The 20175-nt window shown below is 57.0% G+C and carries 15 protein-coding genes and 2 tRNA genes; 12 read left to right on the top strand and 5 right to left on the bottom strand.

Features of this window, described 5'->3' with window-relative positions; genetic code table 11:
- Positions 1-224: 224 nt before the first annotated feature.
- From CLV84_RS14290 to ruvB, 9 genes are all read left to right on the top strand, one after another.
- The gene (locus CLV84_RS14290; protein WP_170067714.1) at positions 225-3200 is read left to right on the top strand and encodes a SusC/RagA family TonB-linked outer membrane protein; all 2976 of its coding nucleotides are present in this window, start codon (positions 225-227) and stop codon (positions 3198-3200) included.
- A gap of 19 nt (positions 3201-3219) precedes the next feature.
- The gene (locus CLV84_RS14285) at positions 3220-4683 is read left to right on the top strand and encodes a RagB/SusD family nutrient uptake outer membrane protein (RefSeq protein ID WP_104420455.1); all 1464 of its coding nucleotides are present in this window, start codon (positions 3220-3222) and stop codon (positions 4681-4683) included.
- 82 nt (positions 4684-4765) lie between these two features.
- Positions 4766-4978: a hypothetical protein gene (locus CLV84_RS14280; RefSeq protein WP_104420454.1), complete on the top strand. Its 213-nt coding sequence runs from the start codon at positions 4766-4768 to the stop codon at positions 4976-4978.
- 119 nt (positions 4979-5097) lie between these two features.
- Positions 5098-5634: an NADPH-dependent FMN reductase gene (locus tag CLV84_RS14275; protein WP_104420453.1), complete on the top strand. Its 537-nt coding sequence runs from the start codon at positions 5098-5100 to the stop codon at positions 5632-5634.
- A gap of 30 nt (positions 5635-5664) precedes the next feature.
- The gene (gene topA / locus CLV84_RS14270) at positions 5665-8253 is read left to right on the top strand and encodes a type I DNA topoisomerase (protein WP_104420452.1); all 2589 of its coding nucleotides are present in this window, start codon (positions 5665-5667) and stop codon (positions 8251-8253) included.
- A 37-nt stretch (positions 8254-8290) separates the two neighbouring features.
- Positions 8291-8623, top strand: a complete 333-nt coding sequence (locus CLV84_RS14265) for a DUF3467 domain-containing protein (RefSeq protein ID WP_104420451.1) — start codon at positions 8291-8293, stop codon at positions 8621-8623.
- A 234-nt stretch (positions 8624-8857) separates the two neighbouring features.
- A tRNA-Val gene (locus tag CLV84_RS14260) sits at positions 8858-8932 on the top strand.
- A gap of 24 nt (positions 8933-8956) precedes the next feature.
- Positions 8957-9030, top strand: a tRNA-Pro gene (locus tag CLV84_RS14255).
- A 306-nt stretch (positions 9031-9336) separates the two neighbouring features.
- Positions 9337-10365, top strand: a complete 1029-nt coding sequence (gene ruvB / locus CLV84_RS14250) for a Holliday junction branch migration DNA helicase RuvB (RefSeq protein ID WP_104420450.1) — start codon at positions 9337-9339, stop codon at positions 10363-10365.
- Positions 10366-10938: 573 nt separating this feature from the next.
- Here the strand turns inward: ruvB and CLV84_RS14245 are convergent.
- The 5 genes from CLV84_RS14245 to panC form a co-directional block, all read right to left on the bottom strand.
- Positions 10939-12378 carry a hypothetical protein gene (locus tag CLV84_RS14245; protein ID WP_104420449.1) on the bottom strand — a complete coding sequence of 480 codons (1440 nt, stop codon included), beginning with the start codon at positions 12376-12378 and terminating at the stop codon, positions 10939-10941.
- Positions 12379-12481: 103 nt separating this feature from the next.
- Positions 12482-13492, bottom strand: coding sequence for an aspartate-semialdehyde dehydrogenase (locus CLV84_RS14240; RefSeq protein WP_104420448.1), 1011 nt, complete (start codon positions 13490-13492; stop codon positions 12482-12484).
- Between the two features lie 131 nt (positions 13493-13623).
- Positions 13624-14103: a fasciclin domain-containing protein gene (locus CLV84_RS14235; protein ID WP_104420447.1), complete on the bottom strand. Its 480-nt coding sequence runs from the start codon at positions 14101-14103 to the stop codon at positions 13624-13626.
- 170 nt (positions 14104-14273) lie between these two features.
- The gene (gene panD / locus CLV84_RS14230) at positions 14274-14618 is read right to left on the bottom strand and encodes an aspartate 1-decarboxylase (RefSeq protein ID WP_104420446.1); all 345 of its coding nucleotides are present in this window, start codon (positions 14616-14618) and stop codon (positions 14274-14276) included.
- A gap of 44 nt (positions 14619-14662) precedes the next feature.
- Positions 14663-15553: a pantoate--beta-alanine ligase gene (panC, locus tag CLV84_RS14225; RefSeq protein ID WP_170067713.1), complete on the bottom strand. Its 891-nt coding sequence runs from the start codon at positions 15551-15553 to the stop codon at positions 14663-14665.
- 168 nt (positions 15554-15721) lie between these two features.
- On the opposite strand from panC, the gene CLV84_RS14220 reads away from it, so the two are divergent.
- The 3 genes from CLV84_RS14220 to glmS all read left to right on the top strand — a co-directional run bounded on the left by CLV84_RS14220 (position 15722) and on the right by glmS (position 20165).
- Positions 15722-16546 (top strand): glycogen/starch synthase, encoded by an 825-nt coding sequence (locus tag CLV84_RS14220; protein ID WP_104420444.1) that lies wholly within the window; start codon positions 15722-15724, stop codon positions 16544-16546.
- 138 nt (positions 16547-16684) lie between these two features.
- Positions 16685-18133, top strand: coding sequence for a DUF4270 family protein (locus tag CLV84_RS14215; RefSeq protein ID WP_104420443.1), 1449 nt, complete (start codon positions 16685-16687; stop codon positions 18131-18133).
- 193 nt (positions 18134-18326) lie between these two features.
- Positions 18327-20165 (top strand): glutamine--fructose-6-phosphate transaminase (isomerizing), encoded by a 1839-nt coding sequence (glmS, locus tag CLV84_RS14210; RefSeq protein WP_104420442.1) that lies wholly within the window; start codon positions 18327-18329, stop codon positions 20163-20165.
- The last annotated feature ends 10 nt before the right edge of the window (positions 20166-20175 follow it).

Here is a 20175-nt window from a genome sequence, read left to right as displayed (position 1 = left end):
TGCATATATTTGCCGCCGCAGCAATTGCCGCGACAATTATTGCTTGTTACGAATTTACCGGGCAGCGTTCGCGCTGCCGATCCAGTTAGACTCCTAGCATAAATTTCGAGTGACCACCACCACTACATTGGCATCGCTTTCCCCGCCTCGGGTAATGGCGAAATACCACAACCACTATTCTATCAACTAATCAACGTATGAATTCAACTAGACTCCTTTTATGGGTGCTGCTCTTCGTGAGCGTGGGCGCCCTGCAGGCCCAGCAGTCCATCACCGGCACGGTGGAGGACGAAGAGGGCACGCCACTCATTGGTGCTTCCATTCTCGTAGAGGGTACCAGTACGGGAACCGTCACCGATATTGACGGCCAATTCACCTTGTCGCTTCCGGCGGAGGCTCAGGCTCTGGTGGTATCGTATACCGGTTTTAGCACTGGGACCGTCCCGCTGACGGGTGCTCCTAACTATGTCATTACGCTTACCGAAAATGCCGCTACTTTGAATGAAGTGGTAGTTACCGGGTACGGAACGCAAACACGTCGTCGCCTGACTACATCGATTGCTTCGGTAAATTCGGAAGACCTTGCCGGTGTGCCCGTTACGGACTTCCAAAATGCCCTTCAGGGACGCCTTCCCGGTGTGACGATTTCGGCTAACTCAGGTTCATTAGGAGCCCAAACTAGCATTCGGGTACGGGGTATTGGCTCCATCAACAGTGATGTTCAGCCCCTTTACGTGGTGGACGGTGTGATCATTGAAACCGATGCAGAAGGTCTTGCCCTGGGTGGTCCGGGAACCAGCCCGCTCTCGAACATCAACCCCAACGACATCGAATCCATTGATGTGCTCAAGGACGCCGCGAGTGCTGCTATCTACGGATCGCGGGGTTCCAACGGCGTAGTGCTTATTACAACCAAATCTGGCAACTATAACGCGCCAGCAAAGGTTGCTGTCAACCAATATTTTGGCGTAAGTGAGCCAACCGCTCAGTATGACCTTCTAAGCGGCCCGGAATATGCCCGTTACTGGAATCAGGCACGCCTGGCCGGCGGCGATACACTCGGAAGTCCCCAGCTTTACGCCGACCCGGATTCCGAGCCAGACGCCAATTGGATAGATCTGGTCACCCGTACCGGTTCCGTAGCCGAAACCAACGTTAGCGTTCAAGGTGGCACCAGTGACCTCACCTACTTCCTCGGTGGCGGATACCGTGACGAAAAAGGGTGGACGCAGGGTACCAGCCTCCAGCGGTACAGTTTCCGGCTTAACCTCGAGCAGCGTTTTGGTGACAAATGGACCGTAGGTCTTAACCTGAACCCCACTCGCACGGTGAACAACCGGCAGAACGAGGACAACAACGTCGCCTCTCCCCAGACCTTCGCTTCGTTGTTCTACCCCAACCTTGATCCCTACGACGAGAATGGCGATCCACGTGGGGGCATCCTCGCTACGAGCATCGGACGCACTCAGTTTGCCGGTAGTCCACTGATCAACTACCTGGATCAGGAGATCTCGCTGACAACAAATCAAGTCATCGCTAACGTAAACGCCTCCTACAAACCACTGGAAAATTTGACCCTGGCTACTCGCTTCGGTACTCAGTTTCTTTCCCTCGAAGATTTTCAGCGTTCCGGCGTATTGACGACGGATGGTTTCGGTTCGGGAGGTACAGGCTTTGCTCAGCAACAAGAAGTGCTGAATTACACCTGGAACTCTACCGCTCTGTACAACTTCAGCGTCAACGCTTCCGAGTTTGAGGTGCTGGGAGGTATCGAATTGTTCCGCCAATCGGAGAACGGGTTCTTCGTCGGTGGCAACACCTTTGCCGACGATCGCTTGGCTACGCTGAATTCCGCTGCTGAAATTACCGACGGCGGCGGCGAGCGCACCGAGGCTAATTTCGTTGGCTACTTCACCCGGATCGGTTACGCATACGACAACCGTCTTTTTGTAAATGCAGTCGCCCGTCTTGACGGTTCCTCCCGTTTTGGATCCGATAACTATTACGGCTTCTTTCCTGCACTGTCCGCTGCCTACGACTTCTCGACTGCACTGAACACTCCGAGCGTCAGCCAACTTAAACTGCGTTCCAGCTACGGCAAAACCGGTAATGCAGGCATCGGAAACTTCGCGAGTCGGGGCTTAGTTTCTTTCGGTAACGATTACAATGCCGTTCCAGGATTCTTGCTTAGCCAGCTGGCCAACACCGAGTTGACGTGGGAGACTGCGACCACCTTTGACGTTGCCGTCGATTTTGGATTATTCAATGACAAGATTACAGGTACGCTCGGTTACTATAACAAAGTGAGTTCGGACCTTCTCTTCGACGTTCCCCAGCCGCTGACGGCGGGTATCAGTAGCGGAGTGCTTACGGTAAACGCAGGCGAGCTTAAGAATACGGGTATTGAATTCAGCCTGAGATACAGCGTTGTTAACACGCCAGATTTCGCGTTGTCCTTTAATGTAAACGGCGCGACCGTCAACAATACGGTAACGGATCTCATCGACAATAACAATGATGGCGACGCCGATGATATCATTGTCAACACTAACCAATTGATCCGTGAAGGTGAGGCCATCGGTTCCTGGTACCTTACGGAGTACGCAGGCGTAGACCGCGAAAACGGTGACGCCCTCTTCGTGAATGCGAGCGGTGAAATATCATCCTCCTATCAGCAGGGAGATGCTCGCCAGATCGTGGGCAATCCTCTACCTGACTTCAGCGGAGGATTTGGCAGTAACCTGTACTACAAAGGAATTGACTTCAGCTTCTTCTTCCAGGCAGCCTTGGGTCACCAATTGTATTTGAGCGAAGGACGTTTCTATGCCACCAATTTGTCTGGTGTTTACAATCAGCGCCGCGACCAATTGAATAGCTGGCGGCCCGATAATCAGGACACTAACATTCCGGAAGCCCGCTTGAGAATCAACGGCAGTCAGCATTCTACCCGGTACCTATCTGACGCCGACTTCCTGCGTCTGCGTAACGTGCAGCTGGGGTACACCATCGACGGCCTGAACGCCAACGGTGCTTCGCTACGTCTCTACGTTAGTGGACAAAACCTGTTGACCTTCACCGATTTCGAAGGTCTCGACCCCGAAGCCAGTGGCCAGGACGTGAACGACGTCTCCAGCGGATCCCTGTTCTTCAGCCGCCCCCAGAGCCGTCTGTTCACCTTCGGCCTCAATCTCAACCTCTAGCATAAAATTTCTTTGCGTTATGCAAACTTCTAATATAATCGTACTTGCCGGCCTCATGGTAGGTTTTGCTACCGGCTGTACGGATTTCATTGAGCAACCTACCCCCGCCCAGTCGCTTCCATCGGATGCTGCGTTTTCCGACGTTCCTGGATTGCGCACGGCCCTCGTTGGTGCCTACGACGCCGTGCAGGATGCCGATTTCGGTGCCGCCGGTCTGGCAATGAATTCCAGTATTCTCTCCGACAATGCCGAGTGGCGGGGTTCCTTTCCCAGTTACGTGGAGATGTACGAACGGCAGCTCACCGCATCGAACACCGAAGTGACCGGATTCTGGGAACATGCCTACGAAGCGATCAATCAAGCGAACCTCGTGATTCGGGGAGTTGAAACAATCGATGACCCCAACTTGACCGATGACGTGGCCGCACAGCTACGTGGGGAAGCCTTATTCGTCCGGGCCATGGCGCACTTTGAATTGGTACGGACCTATGGCTTGCCGTATAGCGAGTCTTCCTCGACCAATCTGGGCGTACCCATTATGCTATCGCCAACATCGACGAGTGGTGAAATCACTTTCCCCGCCCGGAATACCGTGCAGGAAGTGTACGATGCGGTCATATCCGACCTAAGCGCTGCTCAGGATTTACTCGATTCAGAGTACGAATACGGATTCGCCAGCTCGACCGCGGCAACCGCTCTATTGGCTGACGTCTACTTCCAGCAGCGGAACTACGAAATGGCCGCCAGCTTAGCGGGTGATGTCATCAACGCGGCAGGATTTGATCTGACCGATGTACCGCAACAACCCTTCTTCAGCGAGGGCAGCAGTGAGGAAATCTTCGCTGTAGTTAGTACCGTCCAGGATAATCCCGGCGTAAACGGATCGCTGGCTACCTTCCACCACGTCAATGGTCGCGGTGGGGACATCGTCGTTAACGAAGACCTCCTGGAGAATGGATATGAGATGATCATCACCGAGGAGATGTATGACGAGGCGGCCGGTGATTCAGTTGTTGATCTGCGGGCAGCTGTCCTGACCTCCAACGGCATCTTCAACGTGGAGAAGTACGAGGATTTTGCCAACAACGCGGATGACCTGATATACATCCGGCTGGCTACCTACTACCTGATGCGTGCAGAGGCGCTGGTCCGCCTGAACGGCATCAATGAGGAAAGCCTCGAACTGCTCAACACCATTCGCAACCGCTCACTTCGGGTCGTTGACGAGGAGGGTGCCGCCACCATGAATGAAGACCTCTTTAGCTACGAGGAGGACGACTTTGACAGTGCAGAGGAGCTCATCGACGCAATTGTCCTAGAACGTCGGGTAGAGTTAGCCTTCGAACCGAATCGGTTGAACGACCTTAAGCGCCTCATGCGCGACGTTCGGGGACTACCCTACAATTCGCCCAAATTGGTTTTCCCGATTCCCCAACGTGATCTGGACGCCAATGATCAGTTGGTACAGAATCCGGAATACTAGTAGGCCTTCTTCTATTCGTAACGCGTCAACGCCCCGCCTTCGAACGAAGGCGGGGCGTGGCCGTTTATGCCACTACTCCCCCATGACAAAAATTAACCTTGCCCTCACCTTCCTTGTCGTTCTGGCCATAGCCCTGCTGATCGGCGGGCTCTTGCGCAGCGATCTTTCGACCGAAGCCATCGCGGGGGAAAACGGCGAGGGCCTGTCGACGGGGATGATCGTCTCCCCCCTCATCTTCGTAGGGCTGCTCCTGATCGGGCTCGCCTTCGGCTGGCATAAGTACGGAAGAAGCTGACCGGCCGGCCCCGCGCGGCTTTCCTTTTTCCCGTCCCGATAGCTATCGGGAGCGCAAAAAAACCGAACCTCGGCCCCGGACTCGCATTTTAGCGTAGGTTTGTCCGCCAGCCATACCCTATGATCACCGTCATCTCCGGAACCAACCGCCCCGAAAGCCGCACGCGGCTCTTTGCCGATTTCTTCGCGCATGAACTCCGTGACCTGGGAGAAGCGGCGGAAGTACTGGATATGGCCGACCTACACCACGGGTATTTCCGGGAGGAGATGTACAAGGGCAAGCCCGGGGACCCCGATCTACGCGAACTCCACCGGCTGTACGTCCAGCCGACCCGGAAATTCGCCGTCTTCGTGCCGGAGTACAACGGCAGCTACCCCGGAGTGCTGAAACTGTTCCTGGACGGCATCTCCGTCATCGACTACGCCGGCAACTTTGCCGGCAAACACGTGGCGCTCATCGGACTGGCCTCGGGCCGGGCCGGCAACCTGCGCGGCATCGATCACCTCGCCGACGTATTCGCCCACATGGGTGCCTGGGTGCTGCCGAACCGGTTGCCGATCTCCAGTATCGAAGAGCTGATCGAGCACGACGTACTAACCGATGTCGAGACAAAAAACGTACTAAGGAAACAAGCCGAACAACTAATTGCCGCCTAGAACCGTAATCCTAGAGGAACCCAAGAACCTATGCCGAAGAATCTACTTATCGTCGAGTCCCCCGCCAAAGCGAAAACCATCGAAAAAATCCTGGGGAAGGACTACACCGTTAAATCCTCGTTCGGCCACGTTCGTGACCTGGATAAGGGCGACGGAGCGGTTGACGTAGAGCGGAATTTTGCCACCAAGTACGTCGTCTCCCCCGAGAAACGAAAGGTGGTCAAGGAACTGAAGGCGGCCGTCAGCAAGGTCGACACCGTGTGGCTCGCGACGGACGAAGACCGCGAAGGAGAAGCCATCAGCTGGCACCTTTGCGAAGTCCTCAAACTACCCGTCGACACCACGAAGCGGATCGTTTTCCGGGAGATCACCCCTCCCGCCATCCAGGCCGCGATCAACAACCCGCGGACGGTTGACGTCAACCTCGTTAACGCCCAGCAGGCGCGCCGCGTGCTGGACCGACTGGTCGGCTACGAACTCTCCGGCGTGCTATGGAAAAAGGTGAAATTCGGGCTGAGCGCCGGCCGCGTGCAGTCGGTCACCGTCAAGCTGGTCGTCGAACGGGAGCGGGAGATCATGACTTTCGAGTCGAGCCCGTTCTTCCGGATCAACGCCATCTTCACCGTCCGCAACGAGCAGGGCAAGGAAGTGGAACTGAAGGCCGACAGCCCCGACCGCTTCAACGACCGGGAGTCGGCGGAAGCCTTTCTGAAGAAATGCATGGGCGCCGAGTTCAGCATCAGCGACATCGACGTAAAGCCCACGAAGCGCAAGCCCGCCCCACCCTTCACGACTTCTACCCTACAGCAGGAAGCCAGTCGGAAACTGTACATGAACGTGGAGCGGACGATGCGGACCGCCCAGCGACTCTACGAGGCCGGCCTGATCACCTACATGCGTACGGACAGCATCAGCCTGTCGGAAACCGCGCTGACGGCCATCGAGAAGGAGGTGACCAAGGAATTCGGAACCCAGTACAGTAAGGTACGCCGCTATAAAAGCAAGAAGAAAGACGCCCAGGAGGCACACGAGGCGATCCGCCCCAGCTACGTCGACCGCCACACCATCAACCAGGGCGACCGCGACGAGCAACGCCTGTACGAGCTGATCTGGAAGCGGACGGTAGCCAGCCAGATGGCGGATGCCGAATTGGAAAAAACAACGGTCAACATCGCCGTCGATAAGGCCCCTGACGCCCGACTGCGCGCCCAGGGCGAAGTGCTGAAGTTCGACGGCTTCCTCAAACTCTACATCGAAAGCAACGACGACGAGGAGGACGACGACGAAACCACGAAGGGCATTCTACCTCCCCTCGAAAAGGGACAGATGCTTCCGCTCAGCGAAATGACCGCTACCCAGCGCTTTACCCGGCCGCCCACCCGCTACACGGAAGCCAGCCTGGTGAAACAGCTGGAGGAACTTGGCATCGGGCGCCCGTCCACCTATGCCCCGACCGTCTCCAAGATCATGGACCCGAAGCGGGGCTACGTCACCCGGGAAAGCCGCGACGGAGAAGAGCGCAGCTACGAGGTACTGACGCTGAAGGACGACAAGCTCAGTAACGACACCAAAACGGAAATTACCGGAACGGTGAAAAACCGCCTCTTCGCCAGCGATATCGGCATGGCGGTCAGCGACTTCCTCGACGAGCACTTCGAGGACGTGATGACGTACCAGTTCACGGCCGACATCGAGGACCGCTTCGACGAAGTAGCCGAGGGACAAATCACCTGGACGCAGATGCTGGAGGATTTCTACCTGCCCTTCCACGAAACCGTGGAGGAAACTACGGAAAGCGCCGACCGGGTGACCGGCGAGCGCATCCTCGGCAACGACCCGGTATCGGGTAAGACGATTCTGGTCCGCCTGAGCCGCAACGGTCCGGTCATCCAGCTCGGTGCCCCGGACGAACTGGTGCCCGACGAAAAACCCCGCTACGCCAACCTCCCCGCCGGCCTAAGCATGGAGGAGATCGACCTGGAGACGGCCCTACCCCTCTTCGACCTGCCGAAGGTGCTCGGGGAGATCGACGGCCGGGAAACCGTCGTCGGCATCGGCCGCTTCGGGCCCTACATCCGCTGGGGAGACGACTTCATCAGTCTGCCGAAGGGCGACGACCCCCACTCCACGACGCTGAAGGACGCCAAGGAACTGGTGGCGGCCAAGAAAAAGGCGGACGAACCCGTGCTGACCTATAAGGGCCAGCCCGTAACCCAGGGAGCGGGCAGGTTCGGCCCCTTCCTGAAGTGGAACGGTATGTTCGTCAATATCCCGAAGCGCTATGATCCCGACAACCTCAGCAAGGACGAGATGACCGAGCTCATTCAGGCGAAGGAGGAAAAGGAGGCGCAACGCTACATCCAGCGTTTCGAGGAGGAGAAGATCGACGTCGAGCAGGGCCGCTGGGGTCCCTTCATCCGGTTCAAGAAGAAGTCCATCAAACTACCTACCGTAGACGGCAAGAAAATGAGCCGCGAGCAGGCCGCCGAACTTTCTCTGGAGGAGGTCATGGCCATCATCGAGGATCAGCAGCCCGGTGCCTTCAAGGCCAAGAAGAAAGCGGCGCCAAAGAAAAAGAAAGCAACGGCGAAGAAAAAAGCCCCCGCTAAAAAGAAGTAATCCTAACCCCCGCGTCCGAGCGGGCCAAAGTCAACCCATGGCAGAGGACAAGAAGACCCCACCCCAACAAAACCAACTTAGCATCGACTTGCCCGAGGACATTGCCGAAGGCGTGTACTCGAACCTGGCGATCATAACGCACTCGAGTTCCGAATTCGTCGTGGATTTCGTGCGCATCGTACCCAACGCCCCGAAGGCAAAAGTGAAGAGCCGCGTAATCCTGACTCCGGAACACGCCAAGCGCTTACTGGCCGCTCTGGCCGATAACGTGCAGAAATACGAACGGCAATTCGGCGTCATCAACAACAGCAACGGTAACAACGGGCCACAATTCCCCCCCACTTCCTTCACCCCAACGGCACAAGCTTAAGCGCTTGTTTGGACTTCAACAGTCGACCTGCAAATAGCCCTTTTCCCCCTGCTCCGCGTTACCGAAATCGGCTTTGTAGCGCTGCTACAATCCCCTTTCGGTGCCTTGATCAGCGGAAAAATGCCTTATTTTCGGTCAGAAGGCCGAAACCCAAACAAGCGCTAATTTTTTGGTGTCAGAAGTTTGGTCACCGCGACTTCAACGTCGTATATTTGCAGCCGCTTACATGCACCGGGTCGATTAGCTCAGTTGGTTTAGAGCGTTGCATTGACATTGCAGAGGTCACTGGTTCGAATCCAGTATCGACCACCCGGAAGAATCCGAAGAAGAGTTCGGGATGTGGCGCAGCCCGGTAGCGCACACGCCTGGGGGGCGTGGGGCCGCTGGTTCGAATCCAGTCATCCCGACACCATTGAGAAGGTCAATCTGCTTTGCAGGTTGGCCTTTTCTGTTTTACATAAGCTCCCGATTATGAGGAGCTTACGCAAGTCGACACCCGCCTTTTGCCCTATTTTCCCGGAACGGGGGCCCGGAATGTGTCCTGGGGTAAATGCATCCCGCTGTCCAAATTTGGTGTACTCTTTTAAAGCACCCATACACTATCGCCGGGGAAAGCACACCTTTCCCCGGCGCCACCTAAATTCCTATACCCGTGATTGAAGACGAATTGTTATAATAAGTTGCCACAAAATGTTTCGTAACTTGCGGGGGCAATGAATCAGCACTTAGATCCCTCCGCCGCCAACCTCTCCTCCGAAGACGGAGCCATGGAGCGGGCATTACGTCCCGACAGCCTCAGCGAATTCAGCGGTCAACCCAAGATCGTCGAAAATCTGAAGGTATTCATCCAGGCTGCCGTCCAGCGGGGAGATTCCCTCGACCACGTGCTGCTGCACGGACCTCCGGGGCTGGGCAAGACAACCCTGAGCCACATCATCGCCAACGAGCTGGGGGCCGAGCTTAAACTGACCAGCGGTCCCGTACTCGAAAAGCCCGGTGACCTGGCCGGCCTGCTGACCAATCTGAACGAAGGGGACGTGCTCTTCATCGACGAGATTCACCGCCTGAACAACGTCGTGGAGGAGTACCTCTACTCCGCAATGGAAGACTACCGCATCGATATCATGATCGATAGCGGCCCAAATGCACGGTCGGTACAGATTTCCCTGGAGCCCTTTACGCTCGTTGGCGCTACCACCCGAATGGGCCTACTCACCGCCCCCATGCGTGCCCGCTTCGGCATCAACTGCCTGCTCGACTACTACGATACGGAAACGCTGGTTCGCATCATCCGCCGGAGCTGCGAGATTATGCAGGTGCCCATTACCGAGGAAGGTGCCGAAGAAATTGCCCGTCGCAGCCGGGGCACCCCCCGCATTGCCAACGCCTTGCTCCGCCGTATCCGGGATTTCGCCCAGGTGAAGGGGAACGGTACCATCGATAAGGCCATTGCCGATTTCGGCCTGGCCGCCCTCAACGTAGACGAGGGGGGGCTCGACGAGATGGATAATAAGATCCTCGACGCCATCATCCACAAATTCAAAGGGGGGCCAGTTGGGGTATCGACCATCGCTACCGCCGTGGGCGAGGAAGTCGGCACCATTGAAGAAGTACACGAGCCTTTTCTCATTATGGAGGGCTACCTCATGCGCACACCCCGGGGGCGGCAGGCTACGGAAAAGGCGTATTATCACGTGGGGGCTACGCCACCGGGTGCTGCTAATACGCTTTTTGAGTTTTAGATTTGATGGATCGTGGTTTGCTGGTGGGAAGGTTCAACCCGAGTAGTCATAGAGCGCGGTCAAAGGAGTAGTCGCTGCGCGACGGGAGGGTTACCGCAAAGTCGCTGAAAAACGCTAAGTTTCGCCGAGGCCTAGGCGGGGAAGGGTCAACACAGAGGTGTCACAGCGTACTGGCACGGAGGGACCACGGAGAGCGGGTAATGGATTAGTCGCTGCGCGATCGGAGGCTAACCGCGGAGGGAAGAAGAAACGCAAAGGTTCGCTAAGGCAGGCGCGCCTATCGTTCGTAAGAACGTATAAGCATCCGTTAAACGGCGCCCTGCGGGAGAAACCACGAAGTAGCGGCGCAGCCAATCCGTGTACATCCGTGCCCTAGCGAAGCGATCCGTGTGATCAGTGTTGAGAAAAGCAGGAGCCGCAGGCTAGTAGCCAGGCGTGGAAGGGTAACCGCAGAGGCAAAACATTACGGAGTAAGGACCGCTCGGGCTTATCGAGGTTTCAAGAGCGAAAGCGAGCAGACCCGTGCGGCAGCCCTTTGTACGTTGTCGATTCTACCTTGTACTTCGTACCTCTCTACTCCTCCTCCGAAAGCACTTGTCCTGCGGCTTTGGCCGTATCGACGGCCTGCTGAACCTTGTGCGTGGCAACGTCGATGGCGTCGTCGATCCGTTCGGTGGTCTTTTCGAGCAGGGAAGGCGCGGGGGTACGCTGCTTTCTTGGTACATGCACCTCGCCGGCGAGCACCTGGGAGAGCGCGGCAAAATTCGCTACCGTATCGCTGGGAGCTGCCGACCGAAGGGATTTTCGATCCACCTTGGCCTGCTTCTTGCCGGCCCTGATTTCAGCGGCGGCGGCGGCGAGTTTGGCGGCTTCTTCCGGACTCACCTGCCGATTTCCCATTTCCGCGGCGATTTTGGCTTTCGCGGCTTCCTTGGCCTGACGTTCGGCGGCTTTCCGGGATTGCTTCTCGGCGCGTTGCTTATCCTTTTCGATCCGCGCTTCCAGCATGGTCTTGGTTTTGACCATGTCTTCCAGCTTTTCGTTCTTGCTGTTGATGCGGCTTTCGATCATGACGATCTTGGCCTGGCGGATCTGGGCTTCGAGCTGGCCGTCGGTACGTTCGATCCGGCGATTCTCGAATTTGAGGTCCTCCTTGTCGCGGCCGATGCTCTTCTCCATGCGTTCCATGGCCTTGAGCAGTCCCTGGTAACGGGCCTCGTTTCGACTTAGAGCACCGCCGGTATCTTCTTTGCCCTGTCCGCGTTCCTGCTTCACGGCCTTGAAGGCGGCATCGATGCGGTTGTAGACTTCGTCCCGGTCTTGCTTTGTAAACTTGATGCCGTGAAACTTGCGCTGAAGTTCGCGGAGTTCCTGGAAAACCTTATTCAGGTGGGTACCTTCGGAGATCCGTTTCTCGACGTCCCGCAGCAACTGACCGAATTTTTCTTTATGCTTGGCAGACTCCGCCTCGTACTGGGCGTTGACCTCCTCGCGTAGCTCCTTGAGCCGCGCGAATACGGCGTCCGATCGCTTCCGCAGTTCGTTGCCCTGCTCACGGAGGAGCGTTTTGTCCTGCAGTTGGCTCTGTACTTTTTGCCAGAAGGCTTTGGCCTGGTTCCAGAGATCGCTGCTGTAACTGCCCGCCCGCTCGATGCGGTCTTCGATCTCGGCCAGCTCGCTGCGGTAGGATTGGGCGAGTTTTTCACTCAGCACGTGGAAGTGCCATTCCGTCTGAGCTCGCACGATCATATCGGTTTGCTCGGCCTTCAGATCGTCGGGAAGCAGGGAATCGGTGACGCTCAGCTCCCGGGCGATCACGCGGTCGGGTTCCGGGAGTTCCGCTGCTTCTTCTTTCCGCCACTTATTCATGAAGGCGGCGTATACATCGTCTGAAACGACCTTTTCGGGGAAAGTCTCGATGCGCACGATGTTGTCGGTGACCTGTAGTTCAATCGTGATCAGTACGCGTTTTTCCTGGGCGTCACGCCCCCAGACGGCAATTCGGTTTCGCATGGTATGCTCTGTGTGTATGGCGGCGGGGCGCAGGTGCGACACACCGGCCAAACTTCGGTGTAGGTTGGTAATGCAACAAGTCTAAGTCGGAAAATGTGTGGCGCTAGGCCGGCACCTCGGTACCCACCAGTCGATGCTTCCGGAGGTATTCGGCAATTTGAACGGCATTCGTGGCCGCCCCTTTGCGGAGATTGTCCGCTACGATCCACATATTAAGCCCGTTCTCGATGCTCTCGTCGCGCCGCAGGCGGCCTACGAATACTTCGTCCCGGTGCTTAGCCAGCAGGGGCATGGGATACGTATTGGTCTTGGGATCGTCCTGCAGGACCAGTCCGGGCACCTCGGAGAGCAGTTTCCGCACTTCGTCGAGGGTGAAGGGCTTATGAAACTCGACATTGACGCTCTCGCTGTGTCCGCCATGTACGGGTACGCGGACGGCCGTAGCGGTAATGGCGATGGAATCGTCACCGAGAATCTTGCGCGTTTCGTGCACGAGTTTCATTTCCTCCTTCGTGTAATCGTTATCGAGGAAAACGTCACAGTGGGGGATGCAATTCTCAAAGATCGGGTAATGATAAGCGGGATCTTCACTCTTTTGACCGTCCCGCTCTTGCTCGTACTGTTTTACGGCCTTCACTCCGGTGCCGGTAAAGGATTGGTAGGTGGAGATCACCAAGCGCTTGATGCCGTACGCCCGATGGAGGGGCGCCAGGGCCACGACCATTTGAATGGTGGAGCAGTTGGGGTTGGCGATAATGCGATCCGCGGCGGTGAGCTGGTCGGCATTCACTTCAGGCACGACCAATTTCTTGTCGGGATCCATTCGCCAGGCGCTGCTGTTGTCGATGACCGTCGTACCGACCTCGGCGAATTTCGGTGCCCATTCGAGGCTGGTCGATCCGCCGGCACTGAAAATAGCCACGTCGCAGCGGGCGTCTACCGCATCCTGGAGCGACACCACGGTATAGCTTTTGCCGCGGTAGTCGATCTGTTTACCAACCGAACGTTCGGAGGCGACAGGCACCAATTCCGTGATCGGGAAATCGTGCTCTTTGAGTACTTCAAACATGACACCTCCGACGAGCCCGGTGGCGCCTACGACAGCGACTTTCATGGGGTATTTCTTTTGGGGTTGGCGAAGATACGGCTTTCGTTGACTAGGTGCCGGCAAAACAATGGCTCCGAACCCGGGGGTTCGGAGCCATATGGTATAAAGTCATCGATTGAACGAATCAGTCCGGAGACCTAGTTCTCTCCGATCAGGGCTTCTACATCGAAGTCGGCGGGTAGCAGGACCTGGTCGATCAGGTAGACCGAACCGTTATCGGCTTCCAGCTGGCCGGCTACGGTGACCTCTCCGTTTTCCAGCACCTCGGTAAGCATGGCGGTCGACTGCTCGTCGGCGCTATCCACCAAATGGTACTGCAGCAGGGAAGCCAGCACTTCGGCGTTTTCCGGAAGCAGCAGGGCTTCCAGAACGCCTTCCGGTAGGGCCGCGAAGGCCGCGTCGGTGGGAGCCATTAGGATCATACCCTCACCACCATCGAGGGCTGCCGTCAGGCCGGCCGCGTCCAAGGCTTTAGCGAGAGTAGTGGTTTCCGCGTTCTGGTGCACGAGCGCACCGATGGAGTTGGAGGCTACGGTCATCTCTTCGTCCTGAGCGTGCAAGCCCGTGGAGAAAGAAATCGTAGCAAAAAGCAAAAGGAATGAAAATAAGGATTTCATGTCGGTTGGTTTAAAAGCGTGAAAACTCAACCGGGGTTTATTCGTGTTCAGAAGGTGTAAACGGCGCGGTGCCACGAGGTGTTGCGATCTGGCCTAGCAGCTCCGTGTTAAAGTTTTTAAGGTATACACTGCCTGTCCGGGAAACCGTGTAGCACCCGCGCGCCGGCGCCCTACAGTTTATTCTCTTCGTTCGGAAAGGCCACTTTAGGCTCGAATACGCGGGCCTCGTCCTCGGTCATGTAGGCGTAGGCGATGATGATGACGATGTCGCCGACCTGGCACCTGCGCGCCGCCGCCCCGTTCAGGCAGATGATGCCGGAGCCTTCCTCCCCGCGGATGGTGTAGGTTTCGATGCGCTCCCCGTTATTGTTGTTCACGATCTGCACCTTTTCTCCCTCCAGGATGCCGGCGGCGTCGAGAAGGGTGCCGTCGATGGTGATGCTCCCTACATAACTGAGGTTCGCCTCGGTAACGGTGGCGCGGTGAATTTTTCCTTTAAAACGTTGAATCAGCATAATCGAATAAAAATAAAGTGGTTGGGCTAGTTGAAGTCCGGCAATCAAACGCCCCGGCTCGCCTCAGGGTTGGCGCGATAGGCAATGCGGTTGTCGATGAGGCGCACCTCCCCCACCCTCACGGCGGCGGCTACGACGAGTTCCTCGACCGGATCGCCGTCCTGGTATGGAAGTAAGGTGGTCCCGTCGATAACCTCTACGTATTCGGGTTGCAATACCGGAATGGCCGCCATCCCATCCCGCGCCAGGCGCTCCAGGTCCCGGGCGGGCCACCCGGAACGCAATCCGGCCGCCACGGCCGCGAGGTGTTGGTTAATCTTGCCGGCCGCCAGTCGTTCGTCTGGGCTCAGCCGCCGGTTTCGGCTGCTCAGGGCCAGGCCGTCCTGTTCGCGTACCGTAGGGATAACCGTAATGGCGACGGGGAGCTCCAGCAGCTTCACCATACGACGGAGAACGGCCACCTGCTGGTAATCTTTCTGGCCCAGGTACAGTACGTCCGGGCACACGATTCCCAGCAATCGACTGACCACCTGTACTACCCCGGCGAAGTGCCCGGGTCGCTGGGCGCCTTCCAAGCGCTCGGTCAACTGTCCGTAATCGAGGTGCATGGCCAGGCTGCGCGAGTCCGCTCCTTCGGGGTAGACATCCGTTGTATCGGGGAGATAGAGCAAATCGCAGCCGTTTTCTTCCAGCAGCCGGCGATCGCTATCCGGGGTACGGGGGTAGGTTTCCAGGTCGGCGCTGTCGTTAAACTGGGTGGGATTAACGAAAATACTGGCTACGACGAGGTCGCAATCTCGCCGGCAGGCACGGATCAGTGCCGCGTGGCCGTGGTGGAGGGCTCCCATGGTAGGGACGAAGCCGACCTTGCACCCCGGTACACGGGCGGTGGCGATGGCCTCGGAAAGTGCTGATGCTGTGGTAAATGTCTGCAAAAACCAGAGAAATATGTCGGGCGGACGGTCCGCGAAAGGGCGGCGAAGATAGGGGGTCTGCGCAATATTTTGTAACTTTGCGACTCTTGGAGCCAGGTGTGGGCTCCCGTGCCCGGCGGCAATGGCGGTCGGTCCCGTTAACAAAAATCTGAAACGCGATCCGAAGATATGAGTAAAACCAAGGTCCTGATTGTAACCCAGGAAATGGATCCCTACACGGAGCTGACCGAAATAGCCACCACCGTGAGGGCCCTCGCCCCCTACTTACAGAAGAAGCAAATGGAAATCCGCGTGCTCATGCCACGCTACGGAACCATCAACGAACGCCGCCATCGCCTCCACGAAGTCGTCCGCCTTTCCGGCATGAATATCATCGTTGACGACGACGACTACCCGCTCATCATCAAGGTTGCCTCCCTGCCCGACAAGGGGGTGCGGATGCAGGTTTACTTCCTGGATAACGAAGACTTCTTCAAGCGTAAGTTCGTCCACGTCGACAAGGCCGGCAATCCTTTCGACGACAACGCCGACCGGGCGGTGTTCTTCAGTAAGGGCGTGATCGAAACGGTCCGCAAGTTTGGCTGGCCGCCCGACATCATTCACGTTCACGGATGGATGACGAGCCTCATCCCCTTCTACCTCCGCACGGCCTACAAGAACGAGCCGCTGTTCAAAAACAGCAAGATCGTTTACAGCCTCTACCAGAGCGGCCCCGAGGAGCACATCACCGACGACTTCGCGATCAAGGCGAGCATCAACGCCCTCAGTGAGGACGACCTGGCCCCTTACCTCGAAGACGGGAAGCCCGCCCTGCACCGCGGCGCGATCAAATACAGCGATGCCGTGATCCGTGGTAGCGCGGACCTTCATGACAACCTGAACGAGGCACTAGCGAAGGCCGATATCCCCGTGCTGAACGTACAGGGAGAGGAGGCCCCCAAGGCCAGCGTTGCCTTTTACAAGGAACTTTTAGCCGCGGAAGTAGAAAAGTAGCCAACCCCGATCGGATCAGAGCCCTCTATGGATAACCCACGAGTCCTTCCCGTACGTCATGGGGAGGGCTCGTTTACTTTCTCCTGCGCTTAGCCCGCCTTGCCCGTAGTTGTTTTTATCGCATACATAAAGAACCATATGAAACTATTTATCGCCCTGCTAGCCCTATTCCTGCTGGGTGCCTGTACCGATCCGATAACGGTTGGATCCGACCTGTTGGAAGAGGACCGCACCGGGGTCGGGGAAACAACCGCTATTCCCTTCACTACCCGCGTGGTCGGAGAAGACAGCCTGTTGATCATCAACGGTACTTCCGGAGGCTCCTCCCGGTACGTGCAGGGCCCCGGATTTTCCTTCGGGCGCATCGACGAACCTACCTTCGGATACACCAATCATAGCGTTTACCTTACCCCGCGTCTCCCGCGCACCTCTACCGAGCTGACCGTGATTCCGGAGTTCGTCACCCGGCAGAACACGACGATCGACTCGGTGGTCCTCCTCCTTCCCATCGATACCTTCGCCGGGATCTACGGACCGGGCCGCACCTTCCCCTACCGGGCGCTGGAGCTGGCCGAACCGCTGCGCATCGCCGGATCGAATTACTATTCCTCCTTCGAGCCGGAGACCCTACCGCAAGATCTTGGCTACGCTTCGACCTTCAACGTGAGCCTCACGCCAACCTTCGTGCGGGATACCGCGAACTTCAGTAATGCGGGGAGCCAACCCCACGCCCGTATCCGGCTCACCGATGCGCTGGGCACCCGGCTGCAGAACCTGAGTGCGGACGTCTATCGTTCGGACTCCACCTTTCAAATGGCCTTTCCCGGCATTTACCTGGCACCTACGGATCCTTCCGAAGGGCTGGTCAACTTCCAGCCGCAGGAACCCTCCAACGTCACACCGTATTCCGGGCTGAACGTATACTACACTGATTCCGTGGGCCAGCCTAAATTCTACCGTATTTCGGTGCCGCTAGCTATTCCCAACTACCGCTACGATTATGCCAACGCCTTGGTAGCCCCCCTGCTGGATTCAGCGGCGGACAACGAATTGATCAGCCTGGCCGGGGAGGGGAGCCTAATGACGGAGATCAACTTCGGGGACCTCAGCGAATGGGAAGGAACGATTATCAACCGGGCCGTACTGGAGATTCCGGTAGCTGACGTGGAAGGCGTTAATTATGGTAAATACCCGCTCCCCGAACGTCTAGAGTTGTTTTATCGCCCTAGCAACACCGCCCCCCTGATCGCGATTCAGGATAAGATCGAATTGATCCGTACCGGTGCCGCACCGAATGCCTTGACGGCCAATGCCAACTTCTTCCTCGACGGGAATTTACAGTCGGAAGGTGACGCTTACCGTTACGAGGTGTCCTTCAGTTTGCAAATGCAACGCATTATCGACGGACAGGCTCCCCCCCGCTTGTACTTGCGGGTATATCCCCTGGACGCCGCCGATTATGGATCCACTGCCACCGGCCTATTCGAACCCGTAGCGGCTAAAGATGCCGCGCGGGTGCTGCTTAACGGACCCCAGGCGGGCACCGATCCGGCGCGCATCCGCGTCACGTTCACCGAGTTGAACTAGTTAATGGCAACTTTGACTTAAAACGTACGTTCTATCCAATGAACACGCGGTGACTTACCGGCGGTAGGCTATTGCTTCCTACCTTCGCCGGTAGCTCCAAAGTGCCATGGCTGCGGTCGTTATCGACGAAATACCAGCTACGATCCCTAATACTGTCCTCACCTAATCCCCTACTTTTTAATTTCTCCATGCTATGTGCGGAATTGTTGGATATATCGGCCACCGCCAAGCCGATGCTTTAATCATTAAAGGGCTTGAACGGCTCGAATACCGGGGCTACGACAGCGCCGGTATTGCCATTCTGAGCGATTCGCTTTCTATCTGGAAAAAGAAGGGCAAAGTCGCCGCGCTCCGGGAGGAAATTGCGAACAACAATACTACCGGCATGGTCGGGATAGGTCATACCCGTTGGGCCACCCACGGGGAACCGAATGACGTCAATGCCCACCCCCATACCGGAGGCAACGGACGCCTGGCGCTGGTGCACAACGGGATCATTGAAAATTATGCGGTGTTAAAGAATGCCCTCATCGCCGAGGGGCACCGCTTCGAAAGCGAAACGGATACCGAGGTACTGGTACACCTCATCGAGGAGATCCAGGATGAAGGCGACCTCGCCCTGGAAGAAGCCGTTCGCCTCGCATTGATGCGGGTAGAGGGAGCTTACGCGATCGCGGTGGTCGACAGCCGCAACCCTTCCGTACTGGTGGGAGCCCGCAAGGCAAGTCCGCTCGTCGTAGGCATCGGCGAAGGGGAATACTTTATCGGCTCGGATGCCTCCCCTTTTCTCGACAGCACCCGCCGCGTAGTCTATCTCGACGACAACCAGATCGCTACCATTACCCTGGAGAAAGGGCTTGAAATCAAGAATACCGAAAACGAATCGCAGCCGCCTTTCATCCAGGAACTGGATATGCAGATCGAGGCGCTGGAAAAGAACGGGTACGAGCACTTCATGCTCAAGGAGATTTACGAGCAGCCGACCACTATTTTCGACGCGATGCGCGGCCGCATCAGCAGCAAGGAAAACCGGGTCACCCTGCGGGGACTGGAAGAGTACGCCAACCGCTTCGTCCGGGCGAACCGGATCATCATCGTTGCCTGTGGCACGAGCTATCATTCCGGCCTGATCGGCGAGTATCTTATTGAGGACCTCGCCCGGATTCCGGTCGAAGTTGAATACGCGAGCGAATTCCGTTACCGCAATCCCATCCTCAACGAACGGGATATCGTCATCGCACTTAGCCAGAGCGGAGAAACGGCCGACACCCTGGCGGCTCTGGAGTTAGCCAAACAGAAAGGTGCCATGATCTATGGCATCGTCAATTCCGTAGGCAGCAGCATCGCGCGACTGACGGACGCGGGAAGCTACATCCACGCCGGCCCGGAAATCGGCGTTGCCAGTACCAAAGCATTTACCGGACAAGTTACCGTACTGACACTGTTGGCCCTCAGCATGGCCCAGAAGTTGAGCACGGTCAGCAATACGACCTTCCAGACCCTGGTCACCGAGCTGGAAAGCATTCCGGAGAAAGTGAAAGAGTGCCTGAAGGCCGACGAGCATATCCGCTACATCGCCAAGGAGATCAAGCACCACCACAACGCGCTGTACCTGGGCCGTGGCTACAACTTCCCCGTGGCCCTGGAAGGTGCGCTGAAGCTTAAGGAAATCAGCTACATTCACGCGGAAGGCTATCCTGCCGCGGAAATGAAGCACGGCCCGATCGCGCTAATCGACGAGACCATGCCGGTCATCGTCACGGCAACCAACCAGTCGGCCTACGAAAAGATTATCAGCAACGTGCAAGAGGTATTGGCCCGTAAAGGGGTCGTGATCGCCGTCGTTCCGAAAGGAGAAACGGCCATCAGTTCCATGGCTCATCACGTTATAGAAATTCCTGCTACGGAAGAACAACTCTCGCCGCTGCTTTCCGTCATTCCGCTGCAGCTACTTAGCTACCACATTGCGGTGGAGCTGGGACGTAACGTCGACCAGCCCCGTAACCTCGCCAAATCGGTAACCGTAGAGTAAGCCAGGGCGA

It is taken from the genome of Neolewinella xylanilytica, from assembly GCF_002934605.1.
Classification (GTDB): domain Bacteria; phylum Bacteroidota; class Bacteroidia; order Chitinophagales; family Saprospiraceae; genus Neolewinella; species Neolewinella xylanilytica.
This window is presented reverse-complemented; position numbering and strand designations above follow the sequence as displayed.

Excerpts from the sequence above, each read along its gene's own strand:
- panD (WP_104420446.1), bottom strand. The coding sequence starts at position 14,618 with ATGCTGATTCAACGTTTTAAAGGAAAAATTCACCGCGCCACCGTTACC.
- CLV84_RS14240 (WP_104420448.1), bottom strand. The coding sequence starts at position 13,492 with ATGAAAGTCGCTGTCGTAGGCGCCACCGGGCTCGTCGGAGGTGTCATG.
- glmS (WP_104420442.1), top strand. The coding sequence starts at position 18,327 with ATGTGCGGAATTGTTGGATATATCGGCCACCGCCAAGCCGATGCTTTA.
- CLV84_RS14215 (WP_104420443.1), top strand. The coding sequence starts at position 16,685 with ATGAAACTATTTATCGCCCTGCTAGCCCTATTCCTGCTGGGTGCCTGT.
- topA (WP_104420452.1), top strand. The coding sequence starts at position 5,665 with ATGCCGAAGAATCTACTTATCGTCGAGTCCCCCGCCAAAGCGAAAACC.
- CLV84_RS14235 (WP_104420447.1), bottom strand. The coding sequence starts at position 14,103 with ATGAAATCCTTATTTTCATTCCTTTTGCTTTTTGCTACGATTTCTTTC.
- CLV84_RS14220 (WP_104420444.1), top strand. The coding sequence starts at position 15,722 with ATGAGTAAAACCAAGGTCCTGATTGTAACCCAGGAAATGGATCCCTAC.
- CLV84_RS14245 (WP_104420449.1), bottom strand. The coding sequence starts at position 12,378 with ATGCGAAACCGAATTGCCGTCTGGGGGCGTGACGCCCAGGAAAAACGC.
- ruvB (WP_104420450.1), top strand. The coding sequence starts at position 9,337 with ATGAATCAGCACTTAGATCCCTCCGCCGCCAACCTCTCCTCCGAAGAC.
- CLV84_RS14265 (WP_104420451.1), top strand. The coding sequence starts at position 8,291 with ATGGCAGAGGACAAGAAGACCCCACCCCAACAAAACCAACTTAGCATC.
- CLV84_RS14275 (WP_104420453.1), top strand. The coding sequence starts at position 5,098 with ATGATCACCGTCATCTCCGGAACCAACCGCCCCGAAAGCCGCACGCGG.
- CLV84_RS14280 (WP_104420454.1), top strand. The coding sequence starts at position 4,766 with ATGACAAAAATTAACCTTGCCCTCACCTTCCTTGTCGTTCTGGCCATA.
- CLV84_RS14285 (WP_104420455.1), top strand. The coding sequence starts at position 3,220 with ATGCAAACTTCTAATATAATCGTACTTGCCGGCCTCATGGTAGGTTTT.